Below are 21,324 nucleotides of genomic sequence, written 5' to 3'. Positions count from 1 at the left end.
GGTGCGGCGAAGAGTGCCCGCGGCGCGCGGCCGTCCGTGCGGTCACTCCCGGTGCCTGCCGCGCCGATGGGTGCAGAGCAAAGGCGGCGGCAGGACATGCCAGTGCCGGACGGGTCGGTGACACGCGGTGACCGGGCGTCCGCGCGGCAGGCGGCCGGAGAAGGCCCGGACGGTCAGCGGGTGGGGGTGGCGGTGGGGCTCAGGGTGGTCGTACCCGGCGACGGCGACTCGGAGGGTCCCCGGGTCGGGGTCGGGGTGACCGGCACCTGGTCGCCCTTGGCCGGGTCGCGGATGACGTGCCGCTCCAGGTTGACCTGTGACTGCCCGGTCCCGCCCACGGTGATCTCGTCGTAGGCCTGGAGCAGCTTCTGCTGGTCGAAGTAGAGCACCGTCATGGTCAGCGGCGTCGGCTTCTCGCCCTCCAGGCCGCGCAGCCCGGCCCCGCCGGTCGAGCCCTCCACCATCAGCGTGGTCGGCTGCTTGCCGGGCACCTCCGGCAGCTTCGACACCTGCCGGGCGTGGGTGTGCCCGGAGAGCACCAGCGGGCAGGTGCCGGAGAGCGGGCCGGCCGAGGCGGGATCGTGCACGAGCGCGATGTCGACCTTGCGCGGCGACTTCTCGACCGTCGCGGCGAGCTGTTCGCCGGCGCCGATCACCTGGTCGGCGACGGCGGCGGTGAGGCCGCTGCCGGCCGGTGAGGTCTCCTTGTCCGGAGTGAAGCGGGGGTCGCCGATGCCGGCGATGGTCAGCCCGCCCACCGTCGTGATCGAGTTGTTCAGCACAATCGCGTTCGGCTGCTGGGCCACCGCGGCGGCGGTGCGCGGCGAGTCGTGGTTGCCGCGGATGAACACGTACGGCTTCTTGAGCAGGCCGATCGAGCCGACGAAGGACGCCTCCGGCTCGCTGCCCCAGTCGGTCATGTCGCCGGTGTCGATGACCACGTCGATGCCGAACTGCTCGACCACGGTACGGATCAACTGCCAGCCGGTCGGGTTGAGGTGCATGTCCGACACGTGCAGGACCCGGGTGGTGCCCGGCGACGGCTGCACCACCGGCAGCGCGGAGACCGTGGTGTACAGCTTGCTGACGTTGCCGACCAGCCGCTGCAACTGCTCGGCGTACTTGGTGTAGTCGTTGGCGATGCGCCGCGCGTCACCGACGATCGCGGGCGCGTTCACCAGCAGGCCCTCGTACCGTGGCTCCTCGATCGCCTGCGGACGCAGCGTCGTCGCGGCCACTCCGAGGCTGCCGGCGGTGATGACGAGCGCCAGGCCGCCGGCCCAGGCGGTACGGCGCACGTCGCGGAAGACCAGCGCGGCCAGGATCAGCGTGGCCAGCACCGCCGAGGCGAGCGTACGCAGCCCGAGCCGCATCACGCCGTCGCGGACGTCCTGCACCGCCGACTGGCTGGCCCGGCTGATGCTGGCCGGGTCGTCGATCAGCGCCTCGGTGCGCCCCTGGTCGAGCGCGCCCACCTCGACGGTCAGGTACGCCGGCCCGTCGTGGCTGTCCAGCAGCAACGCGCCCAGCGGCGGGATGTCGACGGTGGTGCCGCCGCTCAGTGACGGGCTGAGCTTCAGCTCGGCCCGGAACGGGCCGATGTCGGTGCCGACGTGGCCGCCCGCGTACGTGCCGACCACGATGCCGCCGAGCGTGACCGCGAACAGGGCCAGCACGACACCCAGCCGGCGCAGCCGGTGACCCGGCCGCCACGCCGTCCAGCGGCGGGCAGGCCCGCGCCCGGGCGACGTCTCGTCCCCCGCGCGGTGCTCTTCGTTGTCGTGGCCGTCCATGCTGAGATCCTGACCTGCCCCTTGAGCGATCTTGACAAACCTGCCGACCCGGATCAGCTCCGGCCGGCGCCCCCGTCGGCGAAGACCAGCCGCAGGAGGCGGTCGTCCTCGGCGGCGGGCCGGCCCCGCCCGTCCCGGTTCGAGGTGCTCACCCAGAGCGAGCCGTCCGGGGCCACCGCCGCCGCCCGGAGCCGGCCGTACTTGTCGTTGAGCAGGTCGCGCGGCTGACCGAGGACGGTCCCGTTGCCGGCCAGCTCCACCAGCCACAGCCGTTGCCCGCGCAGGCAGGCGGCGACCAGCAGCCGATCCATGGCGGCCAGGCCGGAGCAGGAGGCGTCACCGGTGGGCCACTGCGTGATCGGGTTGACGTAGCGCCTGTCGTCGCTGCGCCCCTCCACCCGGGGCCACCCGTAGTTGCCGCCCTTGTTAATCGGGTTGATCTCGTCCCAGGTGTTCTGCCCGAACTCCACCGCGTACATCTTCTTGTCCGGCGTCCAGGCGAAGCCCTGCACGTTGCGGTGCCCGGTCGACCAGACCGGCGACCCGGCGGTCGGGTTGCCCGGCGCCGGCTTGCCGTCCGGGGTGATCCGCAGGATCTTGCCGCCGAGGCTCTTCGCGTCCTGGGCGTTCTCGGTGCGCCCGGCGTCGCCGGTGCTGGCGTAGAGGAGACCGTCCGGGCCGAAGCCCAGCCCGCCGCCGTTGTGCGTGCCGGCCTTCGGGATGCCGGTCAGGATCGGCGTCGGCGCCTGCCCGAGCCGCATCTTGGCGATCCGGTTGTCGTTCTCGGCGGTGTAGTAGACGAAGATCGTCCGGTCCCGCTCGTACGCCGGCGAGACCGCGATGCCGAGCAGACCGCCCTCGCCGCCGGCGGCCACGTCCGGCACGGTCTGCACCGGCCGGACGGCCAGCCCGTCCGGGCCGGACTCGGGGCCGACCTGAAGGATCCGCCCCTTGTCCCGCTCGGTCACCAGCGCCGCGCCGTCGGGCAGGAACGCGATGCCCCACGGCACCTCCAGACCCTTGGCCAGCACGGTGGCGACCACCTGCTGGCCGGCCCCACCCGGGCTGGCGGTGCTGGACGGGCTCGGCAGGTTGGGTGGCGCGCCGGCCGGGTCCGGCTCGGGCTCGCCGAGGGCGCAACCGGCGCTGCCCAGCAGCAGCGCCGCGCAGGACACCGCCAGCGCCGTGCGGAGCCGGCGGGCACGGGGGTACGGAAGACGCGCTCTCACCCGGCCCAGCCTAGCCGGGCGAAGCGCCGAACCGGGCCGCTCAGCTCAGCCGGCACGCAGGGCGAGCAGGGCCACGTCGTCCTCACGGCGGTGGGCGGCGGCGAGCAGCCGGTCGCAGAGCAGGTCCAGCGGTACGCCCGGCCCGTCGGCGCGGAGATGGGCGAGCAGGTCGGCCTGTCCCTCGTCGATCGACCGGTCCCGGCGCTCGATCAGCCCGTCGGTGTGCAGCAGCAGCGTGTCGCCGGGGGCGAGGACCAGTGTCCGGCCGGTACGCCGGGGCGCCCGGGCCAGGCCGAGCAGCGGCCCGCGTCCCTCGGCGACCGAGACCGTGCCGTCCGCCCGGACCAGCACCGGTGGGGGATGCCCGGCGTTGCACCAGGAGACCCGCAGCCCGTCCCCGTCCGGGCGGATCCGGGCCAGCACCGCGGTGGCGACGGTGGGCACCCGCAGCCCGCCCATCGCCCGGTCGAGCTGCGCCACCAGCAACTCCACCGGGTCGTCGCGCCCGTACGCGTTGCCGCGCACCAGGTTGCGCAACTGGCCCATGGTGGCCGCCGCCTCGATGTCGTGACCGGCGACATCACCGATCGCGGCCACCAGCTCGCCGTCGGGCTGGACGAACGCGTCGTACCAGTCACCGCCCACCTCGACCCGGTCCGCGACCGGCAGGTAGCGGGCGGCCAGCTCGATCCCCGGCACCGTCGGCAGGGTGGGCAGCATGCTGTGCTGGAGCACCTCGGCGACGTGGCGCTGCTCACCGTAGAGGCGGCTGTTGCCGACCGCCTGTCCGGCGCGTACTCCGATGTCCTGCGCGGTGCGCAGGTCGCTGTCGTCGAAACCGCGCCGCCCCTGGCGGTTGACGAGGGTGACCGCCCCGATCACCCGGTCCCCGGCGGCGGTGATCGGCACGGTCAGGTGGGAGCCGATGCCGAGCCGGTCGGCGAGCGGCACCAGCTCCGGGCGCGTGGTGCCGCGCGCAACGTCGTCCAGTCCGGCCACGGCCCGCACCGCCGGCCGCCCGGTACGCAGCACCGAACGGATCTGCGACTCCGCGCTGAGGCCGGTCGTCAGCAACTCGGCGAAGCGGGCCAGGTCGGCCCCGCGTTCGGCCTCCCGGTGTACGCCGGTGACGGTGCGCGGGCGACCCGCCGGGTCGACGAGCGTGATCAGGCACCAGTCGGCGAGCAGCGGCACCATCGCGTGCCCGAGCCGGTCGACGGCAGTGGCCACGTCCAGCGTGCCGCCGAGCATCTCGCTCATCCCGGCCAGCATGGCGAGCCGGTCGTGCGCCTCCTCGGCGCGGCGGCGGGCCTGCTCGGCGCCGCGGACCGCGATGCGCAGCCGCAGCTCCGAGGAGCACGCGGCGGCCAGGTCGGCGAGCGTACGCAACTGCTCGGGGGTCCAGGCCCGGGGCTTGCTGTCGATCGCGCAGAGCGAGCCGAGCACCCGCCCGTCCAGGTCGGTGAGCGGCATTCCGGCGTACGCCACCACGCCCAGGTCCTCGATGGCCAGGTTGAGGCGTACCCGGGGGTAGAGGCGGGCGTCGGGCAGCACCAGCGGCATCTCGATGTCGACGACGTGCTGGCAGAACGAGTGGCTCAGCGGTGTCTGCCGGCGCGCGGCCCAGGGTTCCGGCAGCCCGGTCGCGCCGGGAAAGAACTGCCGGTCGGCGTCGACCAGGGAGACCAGCGCGACCGGCACGTCGAGCAGGTCGCCGACCAGGCGGGCGAACCTGTCGAACGCCTCGTCGGGTACGGCGTCGAGCCGCGTCTCGTCGAGCGCACGCAACCGGTCGGGATCGGTGAGCGCGGCAATCGGCACGGCCACCCGGCCCCGGCCGTCCTCGCTCATCGCCACCGCCCTCAGCAAGCGGAACACCCGACCGGCATCCCGTCCTCGGTTATACCCCGCTGCACTGTCAATCGACCCCGGGCGGGGCGTTCGTCACGGCCCACGCCATGCCGGCCCGGGGCTGCCGATATGGTCGGCGGTCGTGAAGGCATGGATCCCGCACCCCGAAGGCCTCCGGCTGCTCGGCGAGCTGCCGCCCGGCGTCACCGTGGAGCTGCTGGAGGACCCGGAACGGCCCCCGTCGTCCCCGGCCGGGGTGCGGTTCTGGGTGCCGCCGTTCCTGTCCGGCCCGGACGCCGGCGCGTTCCTGGCCCGCCTGCCGGACGTCGAGGTGGTGCAGCTGCTCTCCGCCGGCGCGGACGCCTGGGTGGGGCGCGTCCCGGACGGTGTGACGCTCTGCGACGCCCGGGGCGTGCACGACTCGCCCACCGCCGAGTGGGTGGTGGCCGCGATCCTCGCCTCGCTGCGCGGGTTCGCGCCGCTGGCCCGGGCGCAGGCGCGGCGCGAGTGGGCGTACGACGAGGTGGCGCCGACCGACGAACTTGCCGGTAAGCGCGTGCTGATCGTGGGCGCCGGCTCGATCGGCACGGCGGTGCGTGACCGGCTCGCCCCGTTCGAGGTGAGCTTCACGCTGGTGGCCCGTACGCCGCGCCCGGACCAGGGTGTGCACGGGGTGGACGAGCTGCCCGCCCTGCTGCCGGAGGCGGACGTGGTGGTGCTGCTGGTGCCGCTGACCGACCGGACCCGGGGGCTGGTCGACGAGAAGTTCCTGGCCGCAATGCCGGACGGCGCGTTGCTGGTGAACGCCGCACGGGGGCCGGTGGTCAGCACCCCCGCGTTGCTCGCCGAGCTGACCTCGGGGCGCCTGCGGGCGGCGGTGGACGTCACCGACCCGGAGCCGCTGCCCGCCGACCATCCCCTGTGGGAGCTGCCGAACCTGCTGCTCACCCCGCACATCGGCGGCTCGGTACGCGGTCTGCTGCCCCGGGCGTACCGCCTGGTGGCCGAGCAGCTACGCCGGCACGTGGCCGGGGAGGAGCTGACGAACCGGGTGGTCGACGGCTACTGATCGTTCGCCTCACCGGGCAGCTCCTGCCCGGTGACGGCGATCAGGTGGGGCAGCTCGGTGGCGCGTACCGCCGGCAGCATCACCACCTCGCCGTCGTCGAGCCGGGCGAGCGCGCGGCCCCGGGCATCGCCGGCCAGTTCGGTGACGCGCGTCCACGGCACCCGGCGTTGCCCGGCGATCGCCCGCAGCCGCAGTTCCGAGGCGTCGGCGTCGGTGCCGGCGCGCCACGCCCAGACCGCGACGGTGAGCGGGACGAGCAGCACCCAGAGCAGCCACCAGCGGGCGGAGGCCAGCGGCAGCGCGCCGATGGTGGCGACGATCGCGGCGACCAGGATGGCCTGGTTGTGTCGGAAACGGACGGTATCGGCACGGCTCACCCTCCGATGATCCCACCCGGCCGACTCCCGCCACCCCGCGCCCCGGCAGCCCCGGCAACCCCGCCAACCCCGGAGATCTTGGTACGTCTCCGCCCTCCCGAGGGCGACTGCGTACCAAGATCTGGCGCGGGCGGGTCGTGCGATGGAGATCTTGGAAGGAAACGGTCCTCATGGTGGCCCTTTGCTTCCGAGATCTCGTCGGGGAGGCGGGGGTGTGACGGATGTCACTGGTGGGATGACGTCACCGGGCGCTTCCGGGATCGTTTCTAGGCGTGGCCGCAGCGGTCCCCGCCGATGCGTCCCGCCCGCCCCGACCCCGCACGTCGTTACCGCGAACCGCAACCGCACCGCCCCCGTGCCCCCTCACGAAGGCGACCGCCGTGCCCGTCCCTCCTCCCGCCGGTCCCCGTCGGCGGCCACCCCTGCCCGATGTCGCCGTGTCGCTCACCGGCGCGGCCTTTCTCCTGGCGGGCGTCGCCGGGCTCCTACCCGGTCCGGCCGCGACCGCGCTCGCCGTCGCCGGTGGATCCGCGCTCGCCTGCGTCCGGCTCGCCTGGCTGGCCGGCGGAGCGCTGCCCGCTCCGAGCGACCTCGCCCCGAACGCGCCGCCGACCGTCGACGCCCGAACCGCCGAATCACCAGCCTGGAGCGCCGAAACCGGCCCACCCGAGCGCCGGGACGCACTCGCGGCGGGCGTGACGACCGGGCGGCAGGCGCGCCGGGTCGCGTTGTCCCGCCGGGTCGCCGCGATCCTCGACGCCGCCGTCCTGGTCGCCGGGCTCTCCGTGGCGGTGCTGCCGCTGAGTGATCCCGCCTACCGGCTGCCGATCGCGCTGACCGGGCTGTGCCTCACCGCGCCGCTGTACGTGACGGCGCTGCTGCGCCTGCCCGGCCGGTCCCGGCTGTCCGGGCCCGAGCTGGTACGCCGTACCGTCGACGTGCTCGCGCTCGGCGTCAGCCTGGTCTTCGCCGGCTGGATGCTGCTGCCGGGCGGCCCGGTCCCGGCCGCCGCCGGGATCGCCGCGTCGGGCGGCGCGGTGGTGCTGGCCGTGCTCGTGGTGGTGGCCCTCGCCGAACGTCACCGCCGGCCGGGCGCCGCACGCTGTCACGCCGGGGCCGCGCTGACGCTCGGCGGGCTGACGCTGCTTGTGGTGCTGCTGGCGTACGGCGCGCCGGACCGGGCGCTGCCGGTTGTCGCGGCGCCGCTGCTGGCGGGGGCGCTGCTGACCGTCGCGGGCCTCCGGCGTGCCTGGGCCGGGGAGCGGCCGGACCGGGACGTGGCGCCGGCCGCCTGGCCCCGCCTCACCGCGCCGGCCGGGATCGCCGCGCTGGCCGCCGGTGTCCATCTGTGCGTGGTGGGGGAGTTCAGCACCGGCGCGATGGCCCTGGGCCTGACGGTCGTTCCGCCGATCATGGTGGGTGAGCTGCTCGCCGCCGCGGACCAGCGTCGCCGCGTGCAACGACTGGCGGCCCGGGAGGCGTGGCTGCGGCGCCGGCTCGGGCCTGATGCCCGGGCCGTCGAGCCCGCGCCGCTGACGCGCGCGGATCTGGTCCGGGCGTTGGCGCAGCGCAGCGGTGGCGCCCTGCTCGTGGTCGACCTGCACGGCGAGGGCGCGGCCGTGCCGGAGGGGCCGGTGCTCACCGAGGTCGCGCGCCGGCTCCGAACCGGCGTCGAGGCGCACGACCTGATCGCCCGGCTGGGCGACACCGAGTACGCGGTCCTCACCGATGTCGGGCCGGTGCTGGCGTACGCGCTCGGCACCCGGCTGCTGGCGGCGCTGACCGAGCCGTACCCGCGGCCGGGCGGGGTGGCCCGGGTGCGGGTGAGCGTCGGGCTGGCCGAGACCGGAAGCGGCGAGCCGGAGGACGTGCTGCGTCAGGCCGACCTGGCCCGCCGCCGAGCGGTGCAGCTCGGCCGGGACCGGGTCGAGTGGTACGACGCCTACCTGGAGGAGCAACTGGTCCGGTGCCTGGATCTGGAACGGGAGCTGCCCGGCGCGGTGGCGCGCGGTGAGCTGGACCTGGTCTACCAGCCGGTGGTGGCGCTCGCGGAGCGGACACCGGTCGGCACCGAGGCGTTGCTGCGCTGGCGCAGTCCCACGCTGGGCACCGTGCTGCCGGCGGAGTTGCTGCCGGTGGCGGCCGACCTCGATCTGGTCGGCGAGATCGGGCGGTGGGTGGTGGACCGGGCCTGCCGCCAGCTCGCCGCGTGGTCGGGGGGCGGCCGGGAGCTGTGGATGGCTGTCAACGTGACGCCGCGTGAGCTGGCCGCGCCGGACTTCGTGGCGCGTACGGCGACCGCGCTGGCCGCGTACGACGTGTCGCCGGAGCGGCTGGTGGTGGAGGTGGCCGAGCCGGGGGTGGGCGCCGAGTTGTCCACCGTGGTGGCCCGGCTCGCCGGTCTCCGCTCGATCGGCGTGCGGACCGCGCTCGACGACTTCCGCGCCGAGCACGCCTCGCTCGCCCAGCTCCGCCGCCTGCCGATCGACCTGCTCAAGGTGGGCCCGCATCTGGTCCGGCCGGGTGGGGACGGGCAGCGTCCGCTCATCGACGTGGTGGCGAACCTGGCCGACCGGCTCGGGGTCGAGTTGGTGGTCGAGGAGCTGGAGTCGGAGGGCCAGGTGGCGGGCGCGCGCCGGGCCGGCTGCCGGTACGGGCAGGGCTTCGCGCTGGCCCGTCCGGCGACCGCCGAGCGGGTCGAGGCGTGGTTCGAGGAGTTCCCGTCCGCAGCCCGGTGAGCTGAACCGGTTCAGCGGTCCGTCGTACGAGGTGGGGCCGTGCTGCCGCGCGGCGTGAGGTGCGCGGTCTCGTCCTGGACCACGGCGGCCGGCTCACCCGCGATCACGGCGAGGAGCTGCCGGGCGGCGTGCGCGCCGTACGCCGGGATGTCCCGGCCCAGCGCGGTCAGCGGCGGGTGCACCAGCCGGCAGAGCGGCGAGTCGTCCCAGGCCACGATGGACAGGTCGCCGGGGACGGTGAGGCCCATCTCCTGGGCCACCGAGAGCCCGGCGATCGCCATCACGTCGTTGTCGTAGATCACCGCGGTGGGGCGTGCGGCGGAGCTGAGCAGCCGGCGGGTCGCCCGCGCGCCCTCCTCGCCGGTGTAGTCGGACCAGACCGTCTGCGCCTCCTCCAGCCCGAGCCGCCGGCACACGCCGGTGAACGCCTCGGTGCGGATCTCGGTGTGCAGCAGCGAGGGCAGCCCGCCGACCCGGGCGATGCGCCGGTGGCCGAGCGCGACCAGGTACTCCACCGTCTCGACCAGCGCCGCCGCGTCGTCGGCCCAGACGCTCGCGAGGCCGCCGGTGTGGCCGGGGCCGCCGATCACCACCGCCGGCAGTTGCAGCTCCTCCAGCGCCGGCACCCGCCGGTCGTCGGTGCGCAGGTCGCAGACGAGCACGCCGTCGACCCGGCGTTCGGCCCACCACCGCCGGTAGACCGCGATCTCGGCGTCCTGGTCGCTGACCACCTGGAGCGTGAGCGCGTACGAGCGGGCCGACAGCTCGGCCTCGACGCCGCTGATCAGCTCCATGAAGAACGGCTCGATGCCGAGTATCCGGGCGGGGCGGCACAGCGCCAGCCCGACCGCCTTGGCGGTCGCCCCGGACAACGCGCGGGCGGCGCTGCTGGGCCGGAACCCGATCTCGGCGGCGATCGCGAGGATGCGCTGGCGGGTCGCCTCGGAGACGCCGGGCTGGCCGTTGAGCGCGTACGACACCGCGCCCTTGGAGACCCCGGCGCGCCGGGCGACGTCGGCGATGGTCGGCCGCTTCACCGGAGCGTTCCTCCACTGTGTCCGGCCCTCGCGGGCGCTTCCGGTCGCCGGATCACCGGCGTCTGGTGACGCTACTGCACGCGGTGCCGGGTCCGGGTGCCGCGGGCGGCATCGGTGGACCGCATCCGGCGGCAGTCGCTTGTGCGGTTCAGCCTAGAGCGCGGACCCGACGAGACCGCCCGCAGCGTGGTCGTGAGCGGGGGCGAGGTTACCGGATCGGCACATCGGTAACCGGCCGTTGACAGTCGTGAATGGGAACCGTACGGTGGCGTCACTTATCCGGTTCAGTCAACGTCTCTCGATATTCGGGAGCGTTCCCATTTCGGCGCGGAGGATGAGATGAGACGGTCCTGGACGCACCTGGCGCGGGTGACCGCCGTCGGTGCCGTCAGCCTGGTCATGATCGCCGCCTGCAGCGGCCGGAGCACCACCGGCGGCTCCGACCCGGCCGGTGGTCAGGTCACGCTGAAAATCAACTTCTGGGGCGACTTCGGGCTCCAGGACCTCAAGGCCAGGTACGAGGCCGAACACCCGAACGTCAAGATCCAGCTCAACTCGGGCGAGTACAACGCCCAGCACGAGGACCTGCAGAAGAAGCTCGTCGCGGGCAACGGCGCGCCGGACATCGCGGCGATCGACGAGGGCTTCATGGTCCAGTTCCGAAGCCAGTCCGACAAGTTCGTCAACCTGCTCGACAAGGGCGCCGGCTCGTACGAGAGCAAGTACCTGCCCTGGAAGTGGAAGCAGTCGCTGTCGGCGGACGGCAAGACGCAGATCGGCCTCGGCACCGACGTCGGCGGCCTGGCCATGTGCTACCGCACCGACCTGTTCAAGGCCGCCGGCCTGCCCACCGAACGCGACCAGGTGTCAGCGCTCTGGCCCACCTGGGACAGGTTCATCGAGGTCGGCCAGCAGTACACCACCACGACGAAGAAGAAGTTCATCGACGCCGGCACCAACCTGTTCAACCCGATCCTCGGTCAGCAGCCGGTCGGGTTCTACGACGAGCAGGACCAGCTCCGGATGGAGCAGGGCCCGAAAGTCGCGTTCGACTACACGGTCAAGGCCGTCGGCGCCGGGCTCTCGGCGAACCTGGTCAGCTTCCAGGCCGACTGGGACAAGGGCTTCACCAGCGGCGCGTTCGCGGTGCTCGCCTGCCCGGCCTGGATGCTCGGCCACATCAAGGACACCGCGCCCGGCACCGAGGGCAAGTGGGACATCGCCGCGGTACCGGGTGGCGGCGGCAACTGGGGCGGATCGTTCCTGACGTTGCCGAAGCAGGGCAAGAACGTCGACGAGGCGTACAAGCTGCTGACCTGGCTGGTCGCGCCGGAACAGCAGATCGAGATCTTCAAGAAGGTCGGCAACCTGCCGTCGCAGCCGGCGCTCTACACCGACCCGGCCATCGCCGACTTCAAGAACCCGTTCTTCAACGACGCCCCGGTCGGCCAGATCTTCCCGAAGATGGCGCAGGGCCTCACCCCGCAGTACCTGGGCCGCAAGAACGGCCCGACCCGGGTGGCGGTGGAGAACGTGATCCGGCGGGTGGAGAACAAGTCGCTCAAGTCCGACGCCGCCTGGAACGAGGCGGTCAAGGAGGCCGAGAAGGCCGCGAAGTCCTGACGTGTCAGCGGTGACGGGGCGGCCCGGCCCGCCCCGTCACCGTCCGATCTCCCGGCCCTGGAGTGAACAGATGTCCAGCACCCGTGCCGCACCGCCCCGCCGCCCACCCGCGCCGCAGGGCGGCAGTGCCGGCGACCGGCGGATGACCTGGCGCGACCGGCTGTACCGCTTCGACATGCGCTACATGCCGTACCTGATGATCGCGCCGTTCTTCCTGCTCTTCCTCGTGTTCGGGCTGTTCCCGCTGCTGTTCAACGCGGTCGTGTCGCTGCGCAACTACCGCCTGGACGACCCGACGCTGCCGTACTGGGCGGGCCTGGAGAACTTCAGCCGCCTGGCCGCCGACGAGGACTTCTGGAACGCCCTTTACAACACGTTCGGCATCTTCCTGCTCTCCACAGTGCCGCAACTGCTGCTCGCGCTGCTCGTCGCGTCGCTGCTCAACCGGAAGCTGCGGGCGCAGACCTGGTGGCGGGTGGGTGTCCTGCTGCCGTACGTGACACCGATCGTGGCCTCCACGATGGTGTTCAGCGTCTTCTTCTCCCGCGACTTCGGCATGGCCAACTGGGTGCTCGGCCTGCTCGGCATCGGCGGCGCGGACGACCCGATCGACTGGCGGGCCGGCAAGCTCCAGGCCTGGATCGCCATCGCCACCATGGTCAACTGGAAGTGGATCGGCTACAACGCGCTGCTCTACCTGGCCGCCATGCAGTCCATCCCGCGCGACGTCTACGAGGCCGCCGCCATCGACGGCGCCGGGCAGTGGAAGCAGCTCTGGCGGATAACCGTGCCGATGATCCAGCCGGTGGTCCTGTTCACAGTCATCCTCTCCACCATCGGCGGGTTGCAGTTGTTCACCGAGCCGATGCTGTTCGACCCGAACGCGCAGGCTGCCACCGGCGGGCCGGACGGTGAATGGCAGACCATCGCCCAGCTCATCTACAAGGTCGGCTGGAAGGACCTCAACCTCGGCTACGCCGCCGCCATGTCCTGGGCGTTGTTCCTGATCATCCTGATCGTGGCCGGCCTCAACTACCTGCTGACCAACCGACTCTCCGGAGGCCGCCGGTGACGACCCGACGTGTGGTGGCCCGGGCCCCGCAGGACACCCCGGCCGGGCTCTGGACCTACCTGCTGCTCGCGGTCAGCATGCTGTTCGCCGCGTTCCCGCTCTACTGGATGTTCGTCATCGCCACCAGTGACGACGAGGCGCTGGCGAAGCTGCCACCCGCGGTGGTCCCCGGCGACCGGTTCCTCACGAACGTCGAGGAGGTCTTCTCCCTCCAGGACGTCTACTTCGCCGCGTCGCTCGTCAACAGCGTCATCGTCTCCGTGGTGGTGACCGCTTCGGTGCTGTTCTTCTGCTCGCTGGCCGGCTTCGCGTTCGCCAAGCTGCGCTTCCGGGGCAGCCGCGCGCTGATGCTGTTCGTGGTGCTCACGCTCACCGTGCCCAACCAGCTCGGCATCGTCGCGCTCTACATCGTGATGGGCAGGCTCGGCTGGAACGGCACGCTGCTCGCGGTCATCGCGCCCGGCCTGGTCACCGCGTTCGGCGTGTTCTACATGCGGCAGTTCATCCTGAACACCGTCCCGGACGAGCTGATCGAGTCGGCCCGGGTCGACGGCGCCACGACCATGCGGGTGTACGCGACGATCGTGCTCCCCGCGATCCGCCCGGCGCTGGCGGTGCTCGGCCTGCTCACGTTCGTGGCCACCTGGAACGACTTCCAGTGGCCGCTCATCACGCTCAGCGGCACCGACTACCCGACGTCGATGGTGGCGGTCTCCGACCTCGCAAGCGGCAACTACGTGATCTACCGGCGGGTGCTCGCTGGCGCGTTCATCGCCACCGTGCCCCTGCTGGTCATGCTGTTCATCGGTGGACGTCAGATCGTCCGCGGAATCATGGAAGGCGCGGTGAAGTCGTGAGCCGTCGAACTCTGCTGCACGAGGGATGGACGCTGCGGGCCGAGCCCGGTCCGGCGGTGCCGCCGCAGATCGCCGGGACGGCGGTGCCGGCGACAGTGCCCGGATGCGTGCACACCGACCTGCTCGCGGCCGGCCTCATCCCCGACCCGTACCTGGACGACAACGAGAACCGCCTCACCTGGATCGGGCGCACCGACTGGGTCTACGAGACGACGTTCGGATGGCAGCCCGGCGACGAAGAGCGGGTCGACCTGGTCTGCGCCGGCCTGGACACGGTCGCCACCGTCACGCTCAACGGCGTCGAGGTCGGCCGCACCGAGAACCAGCACCGCTCGTACCGCTTCGACGTCCGCGCGCTGCTGCGCCCGGACGGCAACACCCTGGCCGTACGCTTCGACTCCCCGTACCGGTATGCCGAGGCGCACCGGGACCGGCTCGGTGACCGGCCGAACGCGTACCCGGAGCCGTTCCACTTCATCCGTAAGACCGCCTGCAACTTCGGCTGGGACTGGGGACCGACGCTCGTCACCGCCGGCATCTGGCGCGACATCGGCCTGCACGCCTGGTCCACCGCCCGGCTCGCGTCGGTGCGGCCGATCGTGACGGTGGTCGACGGCGTCGGCCGGGTCGAGCTGCACGCCGAGGTCGAGCGGACCGGCGACGAGCCGCTGACCGTCCGCGCCACCGTCGCCGGGGTCACCGCCGAGATCGCCGTACCGGCGGGGGAGCGGACCGCCGTCGTGACGCTCGCCGTCGCGGACCCCGCGCTGTGGTGGCCGATCGGGTACGGCGACCAGCCCCGCTACGACCTCGACGCCACCCTGCACGGCGCCGACGGCCGGGAGTTGGACGCCGCGTCCCGCCGGATCGGGTTCCGCTCGGTACGCCTGGACACCACGCCCGACGCGCACGGCACCCCGTTCGCGCTGCACGTCAACGACGTGCCGGTGTTCGTCAGGGGCGTGAACTGGATCCCCGACGACGCGTTCCCGAACCGGGTCACCCGGGAGCGCCTCGCGCAGCGGTTCGGCCAGGCGGCCGGCGCGCACGTCAACCTGCTGCGCGTCTGGGGCGGCGGCCGGTACGAGTCGGACGACTTCTACGACCTGGCCGACGAGACGGGATTGCTGGTGCAGCAGGACTTCCTGTTCGCCTGCGCCGCGTACCCGGAGGAGGAACCGTTCCGCACCGAGGTCGAGGCGGAGGCGCGCGAGCAGGTGACCCGGCTCGCCGGGCACCCGTCGCTGGTGCTCTGGACCGGCAACAACGAGAACATCTGGGGCTGGCACGACTGGGACTGGCAGGAACCCCTGGCCGGGCGCACCTGGGGGCGCGGCTACTACCTGGAGCTGCTCCCCGCCGTCGTCGGGGAGCTGGACCCGACCGTCCTGTACTGGCCGGGCAGTCCCTGGTCCGGCAGCGAGGAACTTCACCCCAACAACCCGGCGCACGGCACCACGCACATCTGGGACGTGTGGAACACCGACGACTACACGCGCTACCGGGACTACGTGCCGCGCTTCGTGGCCGAGTTCGGCTACCAGGCGCCGCCCGCGTACGCGACGCTGCGCCGGGCCCTCTCCGACGACCCGCTCGCGCACGACTCGCCGGGCATGACGCACCACCAGAAGGCAACCGACGGGGACGGCAAGCTGCGGCGCGGGCTCGACGCCCACCTGCCGCCGCCCGCCGACTTCGACGACTGGCACTACCTCACCCAGCTCAACCAGGCCCGCGCCATCCAGCTCGGCGTGGAGCACTTCCGCTCGCACCGGCCGGTCTGCGCCGGCACCGTCGTGTGGCAGCTCAACGACTGCTGGCCGGTCACGTCGTGGTCGGCGATCGACGGCGACGGGCGCCGCAAACCCCTGTGGTACGCGCTGCGCCGCGCCTACGCCGACCGGCTGCTCACGGTGCAGCCGCGCGACGGCCGGCCGGCGCTGGTGGCGGTGAACGAGACCGCCCAGGCGTGGCGCGGGCCGGCCACCGTCACCCGGCTGACAGTCACCGGGGAGCCGAGGGCGAAGACCTCGGTCGACCTCGACGTCCCGGCGTACTCCTCGGTCGTGGTGGAACTGCCGGCGGAGCTGGCGCGGCCGGACGACGGCCGCGCGGAACTGCTCGTCGCGGACGCCGGGGACGCCGCGGAGCGCGCGCTGTGGTTCTTCGCCGAGGACCGCGACGTGCGGTGGCCGGCGGCGGAGTGGGACGCGGCGGTCGAGCCGGTGGACGGCGGCCGGCGGGTCCGGGTGACCGCGCGGACGGTGCTGCGCGACCTGACGCTGTTCCCGGACCGGCTGGACCCGTCCGCCCAGGTCGACGCGGCCCTGGTGACGCTGCTGCCGGGGGAGAGCGTCGTCTTCACGGTGAGCACCACGTGCCCGCTGGATGCCGAGGCGCTCACCTCCCGGCCGGTGCTGCGCTGCGTCAACGACCTGGCCTGAGCGGGACGCCCTTCATCTCCGTCGATGTGAAGATTTATGCAAGTGCTAAAGTCTTCAGAGTCGTCGTCGGAGGGGTGTGTCGTGTCGGTGCCGCTGTACCAGGCCAAGGCGGAGCTGTTCCGCACCCTCGGACACCCCGTGCGCATCCGGGTGCTCGAACTGCTCCAGGACGGGCCGAAACCGGTCCGCGACCTGCTCGCCGCCATCGACGTGGAGGCGTCCAACCTCTCCCAGCAGCTCGCCGTGCTGCGCCGCGCCGGCATGGTCACCTCGTACCGGGACGGCCCCCTCGTCATGTACGCGCTCAGCACCCCCGACGTGGCGGACCTGCTCGCCGCCGGTCGGCGCATCCTCGGCGCGGTCCTCACCGACCGGGACGGCCTGCTGGACGAGCTGCGGGCCTCGGGGACGGACCGGTGAGCGCGGCGACTGCCCTTCGCGCCGGTGACGTCGTACGGCAGACGGGCCGGCTGTTCCGCGGGCTGCTGCCCGGCCGGGCCGACTGGGCGGCAGCGCGCCGCTCGCCCCGGCGCGACCTGCTCGCCGGGCTCACCGTCGCCGTGGTGGCGCTGCCCCTGGCGCTCGCCTTCGGCGTCACCTCCGGCCTCGGCGCGCAGGCCGGCCTCGTCACCGCCGTCGTCGCCGGGGCGGTCGCGGCGGTCTTCGGCGGCTCCAACCTCCAGGTCTCCGGCCCCACCGGAGCGATGACTGTCGTGCTGGTGCCGGTGGTGCAGCAGTTCGGCGCCGGTGGCGTGCTGATGGTCGGCGCGCTGGCCGGGCTGATCCTGATCGCGCTCGCCCTGGCCCGCCTCGGCCGATACGTCCGCTACCTGCCGTCCCCGGTGATCGAGGGCTTCACCGCCGGCATCGCAGTGGTCATCGCGCTGCAACAGGTGCCGGCCGCGCTCGGCGTCACCGGCGCGCACGGCGAAAAGGTGTGGGCGGTGGCCTCCGACGCGGTCGCCCGGTTCGCCGCGCATCCCCGGCCCGCCGCGATCGCTGTCGCGCTCGGCGTGGCGGCGCTGATGCTGCTCGGCGGCCGGTGGCGGCCCGCCGTGCCGTTCTCCCTGGTCGGGGTGGCCGCCGCGACGCTCCTCGCCGAGCTGGCCCCGATCGACCTGGCCCGGATCGGCGAGCTGCCGCAGGGGCTGCCCGCGCCGTCGCTGGACTTCGTCGACCTCGGCGCGCTGGGCGTACTGCTGCCCAGCGCCCTCGCCGTGGCCGCGCTCGCCGCGCTGGAGAGCCTGCTCTCCGCCACCGTGGCCGACGGCATGACAGTCGGCGAGCGGCACGACCCGGACCGCGAACTGTTCGGCCAGGGCCTGGCCAACCTCGCCTCCCCGGTCTTCGGCGGCATCCCGGCGACCGCCGCCATCGCCCGTACCGCGGTGAACGTCCGCGCCGGGGCGTCCTCGAAGCTCGCCGCGCTCACCCACGCGGTGGCCCTCGCCGCGATCGTGCTCGCGGCCGCCCCGCTCGTCGGGCGCATCCCGCTGGCCGCCCTGGCCGGGGTGCTGCTCGCCACCACCGTCCGGATGGTGGAGGCCGCCTCCCTGCTGGCGCTGATGCGGGCCACCCGCGCCGACGCGGTGGTGCTGGTGCTGACATTCGCCGTCACCGTCATCTGGGACCTGGTGACAGCTGTGGTCGTCGGGCTCGCCGTCGCGGTCGTGCTGGCGCTGCGCGCGGTGGCCCGCAGCGCCAAGCTGGAACAGGTGCCGCTGGACACCGGCGAGCACAGCGCCGAGGAGCACGCGCTGCTCGCCGAGCACATCGTCGCGTACCGGCTGGACGGGCCGCTCTTCTTCGCCGCCGCGCACACGTTCCTGCTGGAGTTGGCCGAGGTGGCCGACGTGCGGGTGGTGATCCTGCGGATGTCCCGCGTCTCCACCATCGACGCCACCGGCGCGCAGGTGCTCGGCGACGCCATCGCCCGGCTGCGCGCCCGGGGGATCACGGTGCTGCTCTCCGGCATCACCCCGGGCCACGACCAGGTGCTCAGCACGCTCGGCGTCGCCGAGGAGCTGCGCCGCGAGGGCCTGGTGTTCGCGGACACCCCGGCCGCCATCCGGTACGCCCGGGGTGTCGCCCTGGCCGCGAGCCCCGCCTAGGCCGCGGTTGCCCTGGCATCCGTCTCCGCGCGCTTTCGCACGCCGAAGATGATCAGGTAGCCGAGGATCCACACCTCGCCCACCGTGGCGGGCACCACCAGCAGATCGCCGACGATGCCGGCGCCGGGGGCGAGGTACGCGACGAACGTCATGAGCACGTAGCCGACGCCACCGGCGACGAGGAGCCGGCCCAGCGGCCGGGGCAGCCAGCCCGACCGGAGCGCGCACCAGCCCATCGGCACCAGCCAGAGCCCGAAGAAGAGGCCGCCCACCTCCCACAGGTTCCCGCTGACCAGGTAGAGCAGCTGGACCGTGTCGGCGTCGCCCGGCCCGCCGGTCGCCACCCCCAGGGCCGTCGCGAGCACTGCGGCGCTGCCCAGGATCGCGACCGCGTTGACGAGCCCGAAGGCGGCGATGCTGCCCGAGGCGGTGCTGTCGACAGTCCGGAACAGGCGGTGGAACCAGACGGCGGTGAGCGCCTGGGTGAGGACGACGAGCAGTTCGAGGGCGACGCCGACGCGGGCCAGCGACTCGTGGGCCACCAGGTTGGCGAACGTCGCGCCCGCGTCGTCCGGGTTGAAGATCATCGGCCGGACGGTGAGGAACCCCAGCGCGCCGGTGACGGCGAGCCCGAGGTAGAACAGCCCGGTCACCCGGGCGGTACGGATCAGCTGGTGCATGGCGGCTCCTTCGGGGGTGAACGACGCGGTGGCGGGGCTTGCCTTACGCCGTAAGGCCAACCATACGTTGTAAGGTCAAGGGGAGATGGGGAGCCGGATGGGAGCGCGGAAACCTCGGGAGCCGCTGAGCCGCGAGCGGGCCCTGGCCAGCGCGATCGCCCTCGTCGACGCCGAAGGGATGGAGGCGCTCACGATGCGCCGGCTCGCCGCCGAACTCGGCGTCGAGGCCATGTCGCTCTACCACCACCTACCCGGCAAGGCCGGACTGCTCGACGGCCTCGTGGACGCGGTCGCCACGGAGATCACCTCGGCCGCCGAGCGTGCCGAAGCGGACGCGCCCGGCGGCGACTGGCGTACCCGGCTACGGCTGCGCTTCCTCGCCGCGCGCGCGGTCATGCTGCGGCACCCGTGGGCCCCCGCGCTGCTCAGCTCGCGCCCGACAGTCCCCGCCGGGGTGTACGCCTACTACGACGGCATCCTCGCCACGCTCGTCGACGGCGGCTTCTCGTACCGGATCGCCCACCGGGCGCTGCACGCGTTCGGCAGCATGGCGCTCGGCTTCGCCCAGGAGGTGTTCCGCCCGGACGCGGGCGGGGCGGCCGACGCCGCAGCCGCGGAAGCGGAGATGGTGGCGCTGGCCGAACGGCTGCCGCACCTGGCCGCGATGGTGGCCGCCGAGACGCACGACGCGGCCGATCCGACGCTGGGGTGGTGCGACTCCCAGACCGAGTTCGAGTTCACCCTCGACCTGCTCTTCGACGGCCTCGAACGACACCTGCCGAGCCATTGACCCGGCCTGCGCTATTCGCAGTCAGGTATCGGACTGAGAAGCCGACGAAAGCCGAACTGATGAGACAGCGTATCCGTCCGGCATTCGCTTTCGGCCGGGACGGATCGCTCGACATCCGACCGGTCAACTCTTTCCGTTCGTACGCGCCAATTGTCGCGCTGCTTTCCAGCTGGCCTCGCGAGTAACTTCTCGTACCACCGCCTTCACGAGGAGTCACTTATGTCTGAGGAAACCTGGCTCGCGGCGCGTCTGATTCCCACCTCGGGTATCAATGGCGCCGAGGAGCAGGAACGCCGGGCGACCTCCGCCCTGCTGGCGGTGATGAGCTCGGTACGGGAGTTCGGGCGTGTCCTGACCCAGTCCGTCGGCGCGCCGGCCGGAGTCGTGCAGACCTTCATCGAGGTTCCGTTCAAACTCGGAAACCAGCAACTCTTTCCGGACGGCCTCATCCGCGTCACCAGGGGGCAGCGCCAGTGGACCGCGCTCGTGGAGGTGAAGACCGGCAGTAACCCGCTGCGATCCGAGCAGTTGGAGGCCTACCTGGACATTGCGCGGGAGCAGGGATTCGACGCCCTCATCACGATCTCGAACGAGATCGCTCCCGTCCCGGGCCAGCATCCGACGACCGTCGATCGCCGGAAACTGCGCAGGGTCGCCCTGTATCACCTGCCGTGGACGGAGATCCTGACCCAGGCCGTGATCCAGAAGGAGTACCGTGGCGTCGCAGACCCGGATCAGGCGTGGGTTCTGGGCGAACTGATCCGATACCTCGAACACCCGCGTTCGGGCGCTCTCGAGTTCAGCGACATGGGGCCGGCCTGGGTGCAGGTCCGGGACGGGGTGTCGGCCGGGACATTGCGGGCCGGCGACGACGCGGCAGCGCAGGTCGCCGGGCGCTTCGACGCCTTGATTCGTTACGCATGCCTCCGACTCGGCCGGCAGTTGGGCACCGACGTGACCCCCGCGCTGAGCCGCCGCGACCTCGCCGATCCGGCCGCACGCACCCAATCGCTCGCCAACCAGCTCGCCAGCGCCGGCACCCTGAGCGGCAGCATCCGGATCCCGGGCGCGGTCGGGCATCTTCACGTGACGGCCGATCTGCGGGCTGGGCAGATCGTCTGCCACGTCGATGTTGACGCTCCGCGGTCAGGCCGTCCGACCACCCGGGTGAACTGGCTGGTCCGTCAACTGAAGGACGCACCGGACACGGTGCGGATCGAGGCGTTCGCCATGCACGCCCGGGGCGGTGGCGCCACCGATCTCCTCCGTCAGGTACGTGCCGAGCCGACGACACTCATCAACGATCCCTCGCGTGAACTTCGGGCTTTCCGGATCGCCCAGAGCGCAACTGCGGGAACCAAGCGTGGCAGTGGTCGGGGTGCCTTCATCGACTCTGTGCTGCACGCCATCGACGACTTCTACGAGCAGATTATCCAGAACCTCAAGCCGTGGATGCCCGCGGCACCCCGGTTGCGTACGTCGGAGGATGTGATCCCCGTTCAGCCGGTCGCTTCCAGCCTCGTCTCCACCGCCATCTCGTCCCAGGACAGCCCCGAGTTCGACACCCAGGGAACGCACGGGGGCTCCGGTTCCTCGGATCGCACCGACGAGTGATCCCACCTCTGCATGGAGCGCCGTGCGACGCCCCGCCGA

Annotated in this window: 16 protein-coding genes; 10 read left to right on the top strand and 6 right to left on the bottom strand. The window is 72.8% G+C overall.

The features are described from left to right. Positions 1-173 precede the first annotated feature (173 nt). The 3 genes from HA073_RS02050 to HA073_RS02040 are packed head-to-tail and all read right to left on the bottom strand — an operon-like array spanning position 174 to position 4,873. Complete coding sequence (locus HA073_RS02050; RefSeq protein WP_104113640.1) at positions 174-1,793, bottom strand: metallophosphoesterase; 1,620 nt, start codon at positions 1,791-1,793, stop codon at positions 174-176. A 53-nt stretch (positions 1,794-1,846) separates the two neighbouring features. Continuing rightward, positions 1,847-3,022, bottom strand: coding sequence for a sorbosone dehydrogenase family protein (locus tag HA073_RS02045; RefSeq protein ID WP_166455567.1), 1,176 nt, complete (start codon positions 3,020-3,022; stop codon positions 1,847-1,849). 45 nt (positions 3,023-3,067) lie between these two features. Further along, positions 3,068-4,873 (bottom strand): SpoIIE family protein phosphatase, encoded by a 1,806-nt coding sequence (locus HA073_RS02040; protein ID WP_069087648.1) that lies wholly within the window; start codon positions 4,871-4,873, stop codon positions 3,068-3,070. A gap of 142 nt (positions 4,874-5,015) precedes the next feature. On the opposite strand from HA073_RS02040, the gene HA073_RS02035 reads away from it, so the two are divergent. After that, positions 5,016-5,942, top strand: a complete 927-nt coding sequence (locus HA073_RS02035) for a 2-hydroxyacid dehydrogenase (protein WP_064446986.1) — start codon at positions 5,016-5,018, stop codon at positions 5,940-5,942. On the opposite strand, the gene HA073_RS02030 is transcribed toward HA073_RS02035, so the two are convergent. Continuing rightward, positions 5,936-6,319, bottom strand: a complete 384-nt coding sequence (locus HA073_RS02030) for a PH domain-containing protein (protein ID WP_064446987.1) — start codon at positions 6,317-6,319, stop codon at positions 5,936-5,938. The two genes, HA073_RS02035 and HA073_RS02030, sit on opposite strands and share 7 nt — an antisense overlap. Before the next feature lie 380 nt (positions 6,320-6,699). On the opposite strand from HA073_RS02030, the gene HA073_RS02025 reads away from it, so the two are divergent. Then, positions 6,700-9,057 carry a GGDEF domain-containing protein gene (locus tag HA073_RS02025; RefSeq protein ID WP_309227974.1) on the top strand — a complete coding sequence of 786 codons (2,358 nt, stop codon included), beginning with the start codon at positions 6,700-6,702 and terminating at the stop codon, positions 9,055-9,057. An 11-nt stretch (positions 9,058-9,068) separates the two neighbouring features. Here the strand turns inward: HA073_RS02025 and HA073_RS02020 are convergent, their stop codons facing one another. Continuing rightward, positions 9,069-10,094: a LacI family DNA-binding transcriptional regulator gene (locus HA073_RS02020; RefSeq protein WP_064446989.1), complete on the bottom strand. Its 1,026-nt coding sequence runs from the start codon at positions 10,092-10,094 to the stop codon at positions 9,069-9,071. Between the two features lie 339 nt (positions 10,095-10,433). Here HA073_RS02020 and HA073_RS02015 point away from each other — a divergent pair, with 339 nt between their 5' ends. From HA073_RS02015 to HA073_RS01990, 6 genes are all read left to right on the top strand, one after another. After that, positions 10,434-11,717 (top strand): ABC transporter substrate-binding protein, encoded by a 1,284-nt coding sequence (locus HA073_RS02015; RefSeq protein WP_069087623.1) that lies wholly within the window; start codon positions 10,434-10,436, stop codon positions 11,715-11,717. A gap of 70 nt (positions 11,718-11,787) precedes the next feature. Continuing rightward, positions 11,788-12,789: a carbohydrate ABC transporter permease gene (locus tag HA073_RS02010; protein WP_069087624.1), complete on the top strand. Its 1,002-nt coding sequence runs from the start codon at positions 11,788-11,790 to the stop codon at positions 12,787-12,789. Continuing rightward, positions 12,786-13,646, top strand: coding sequence for a carbohydrate ABC transporter permease (locus HA073_RS02005; RefSeq protein WP_166455566.1), 861 nt, complete (start codon positions 12,786-12,788; stop codon positions 13,644-13,646). Before HA073_RS02010 ends, HA073_RS02005 begins: the two co-directional genes overlap by 4 nt. Further along, positions 13,643-16,090, top strand: a complete 2,448-nt coding sequence (locus HA073_RS02000) for a glycoside hydrolase family 2 protein (RefSeq protein WP_166455565.1) — start codon at positions 13,643-13,645, stop codon at positions 16,088-16,090. Before HA073_RS02005 ends, HA073_RS02000 begins: the two co-directional genes overlap by 4 nt. 81 nt (positions 16,091-16,171) lie before the next feature. After that, positions 16,172-16,510 (top strand): helix-turn-helix transcriptional regulator, encoded by a 339-nt coding sequence (locus tag HA073_RS01995; RefSeq protein WP_043326024.1) that lies wholly within the window; start codon positions 16,172-16,174, stop codon positions 16,508-16,510. Continuing rightward, a complete protein-coding gene (locus tag HA073_RS01990; protein WP_166455564.1) occupies positions 16,507-18,201 on the top strand; it encodes a SulP family inorganic anion transporter in 1,695 nt (564 codons plus the stop codon). Before HA073_RS01995 ends, HA073_RS01990 begins: the two co-directional genes overlap by 4 nt. Here the strand turns inward: HA073_RS01990 and HA073_RS01985 are convergent. Then, positions 18,198-18,881, bottom strand: a complete 684-nt coding sequence (locus tag HA073_RS01985) for a DUF4386 domain-containing protein (RefSeq protein WP_069087629.1) — start codon at positions 18,879-18,881, stop codon at positions 18,198-18,200. The two genes, HA073_RS01990 and HA073_RS01985, sit on opposite strands and share 4 nt — an antisense overlap. An 85-nt stretch (positions 18,882-18,966) precedes the next feature. Between HA073_RS01985 and HA073_RS01980 the strand changes: the two genes are divergently transcribed. Together HA073_RS01980 and HA073_RS01975 are read left to right on the top strand one after the other, a co-directional pair. Next, positions 18,967-19,671 carry a TetR/AcrR family transcriptional regulator C-terminal domain-containing protein gene (locus HA073_RS01980; RefSeq protein WP_083296933.1) on the top strand — a complete coding sequence of 235 codons (705 nt, stop codon included), beginning with the start codon at positions 18,967-18,969 and terminating at the stop codon, positions 19,669-19,671. A 219-nt stretch (positions 19,672-19,890) separates the two neighbouring features. Continuing rightward, positions 19,891-21,285: a stress response protein gene (locus tag HA073_RS01975; protein ID WP_069087631.1), complete on the top strand. Its 1,395-nt coding sequence runs from the start codon at positions 19,891-19,893 to the stop codon at positions 21,283-21,285. Positions 21,286-21,324: the final 39 nt, after the last annotated feature.

This window comes from Micromonospora sp. CMU55-4, assembly GCF_011602315.1.
Classification (GTDB): Bacteria; Actinomycetota; Actinomycetes; order Mycobacteriales; family Micromonosporaceae; genus Micromonospora; species Micromonospora chalcea.
Note: the sequence above shows the minus strand (reverse complement) of the source record. Positions and strands in the feature narration are given on the sequence as shown.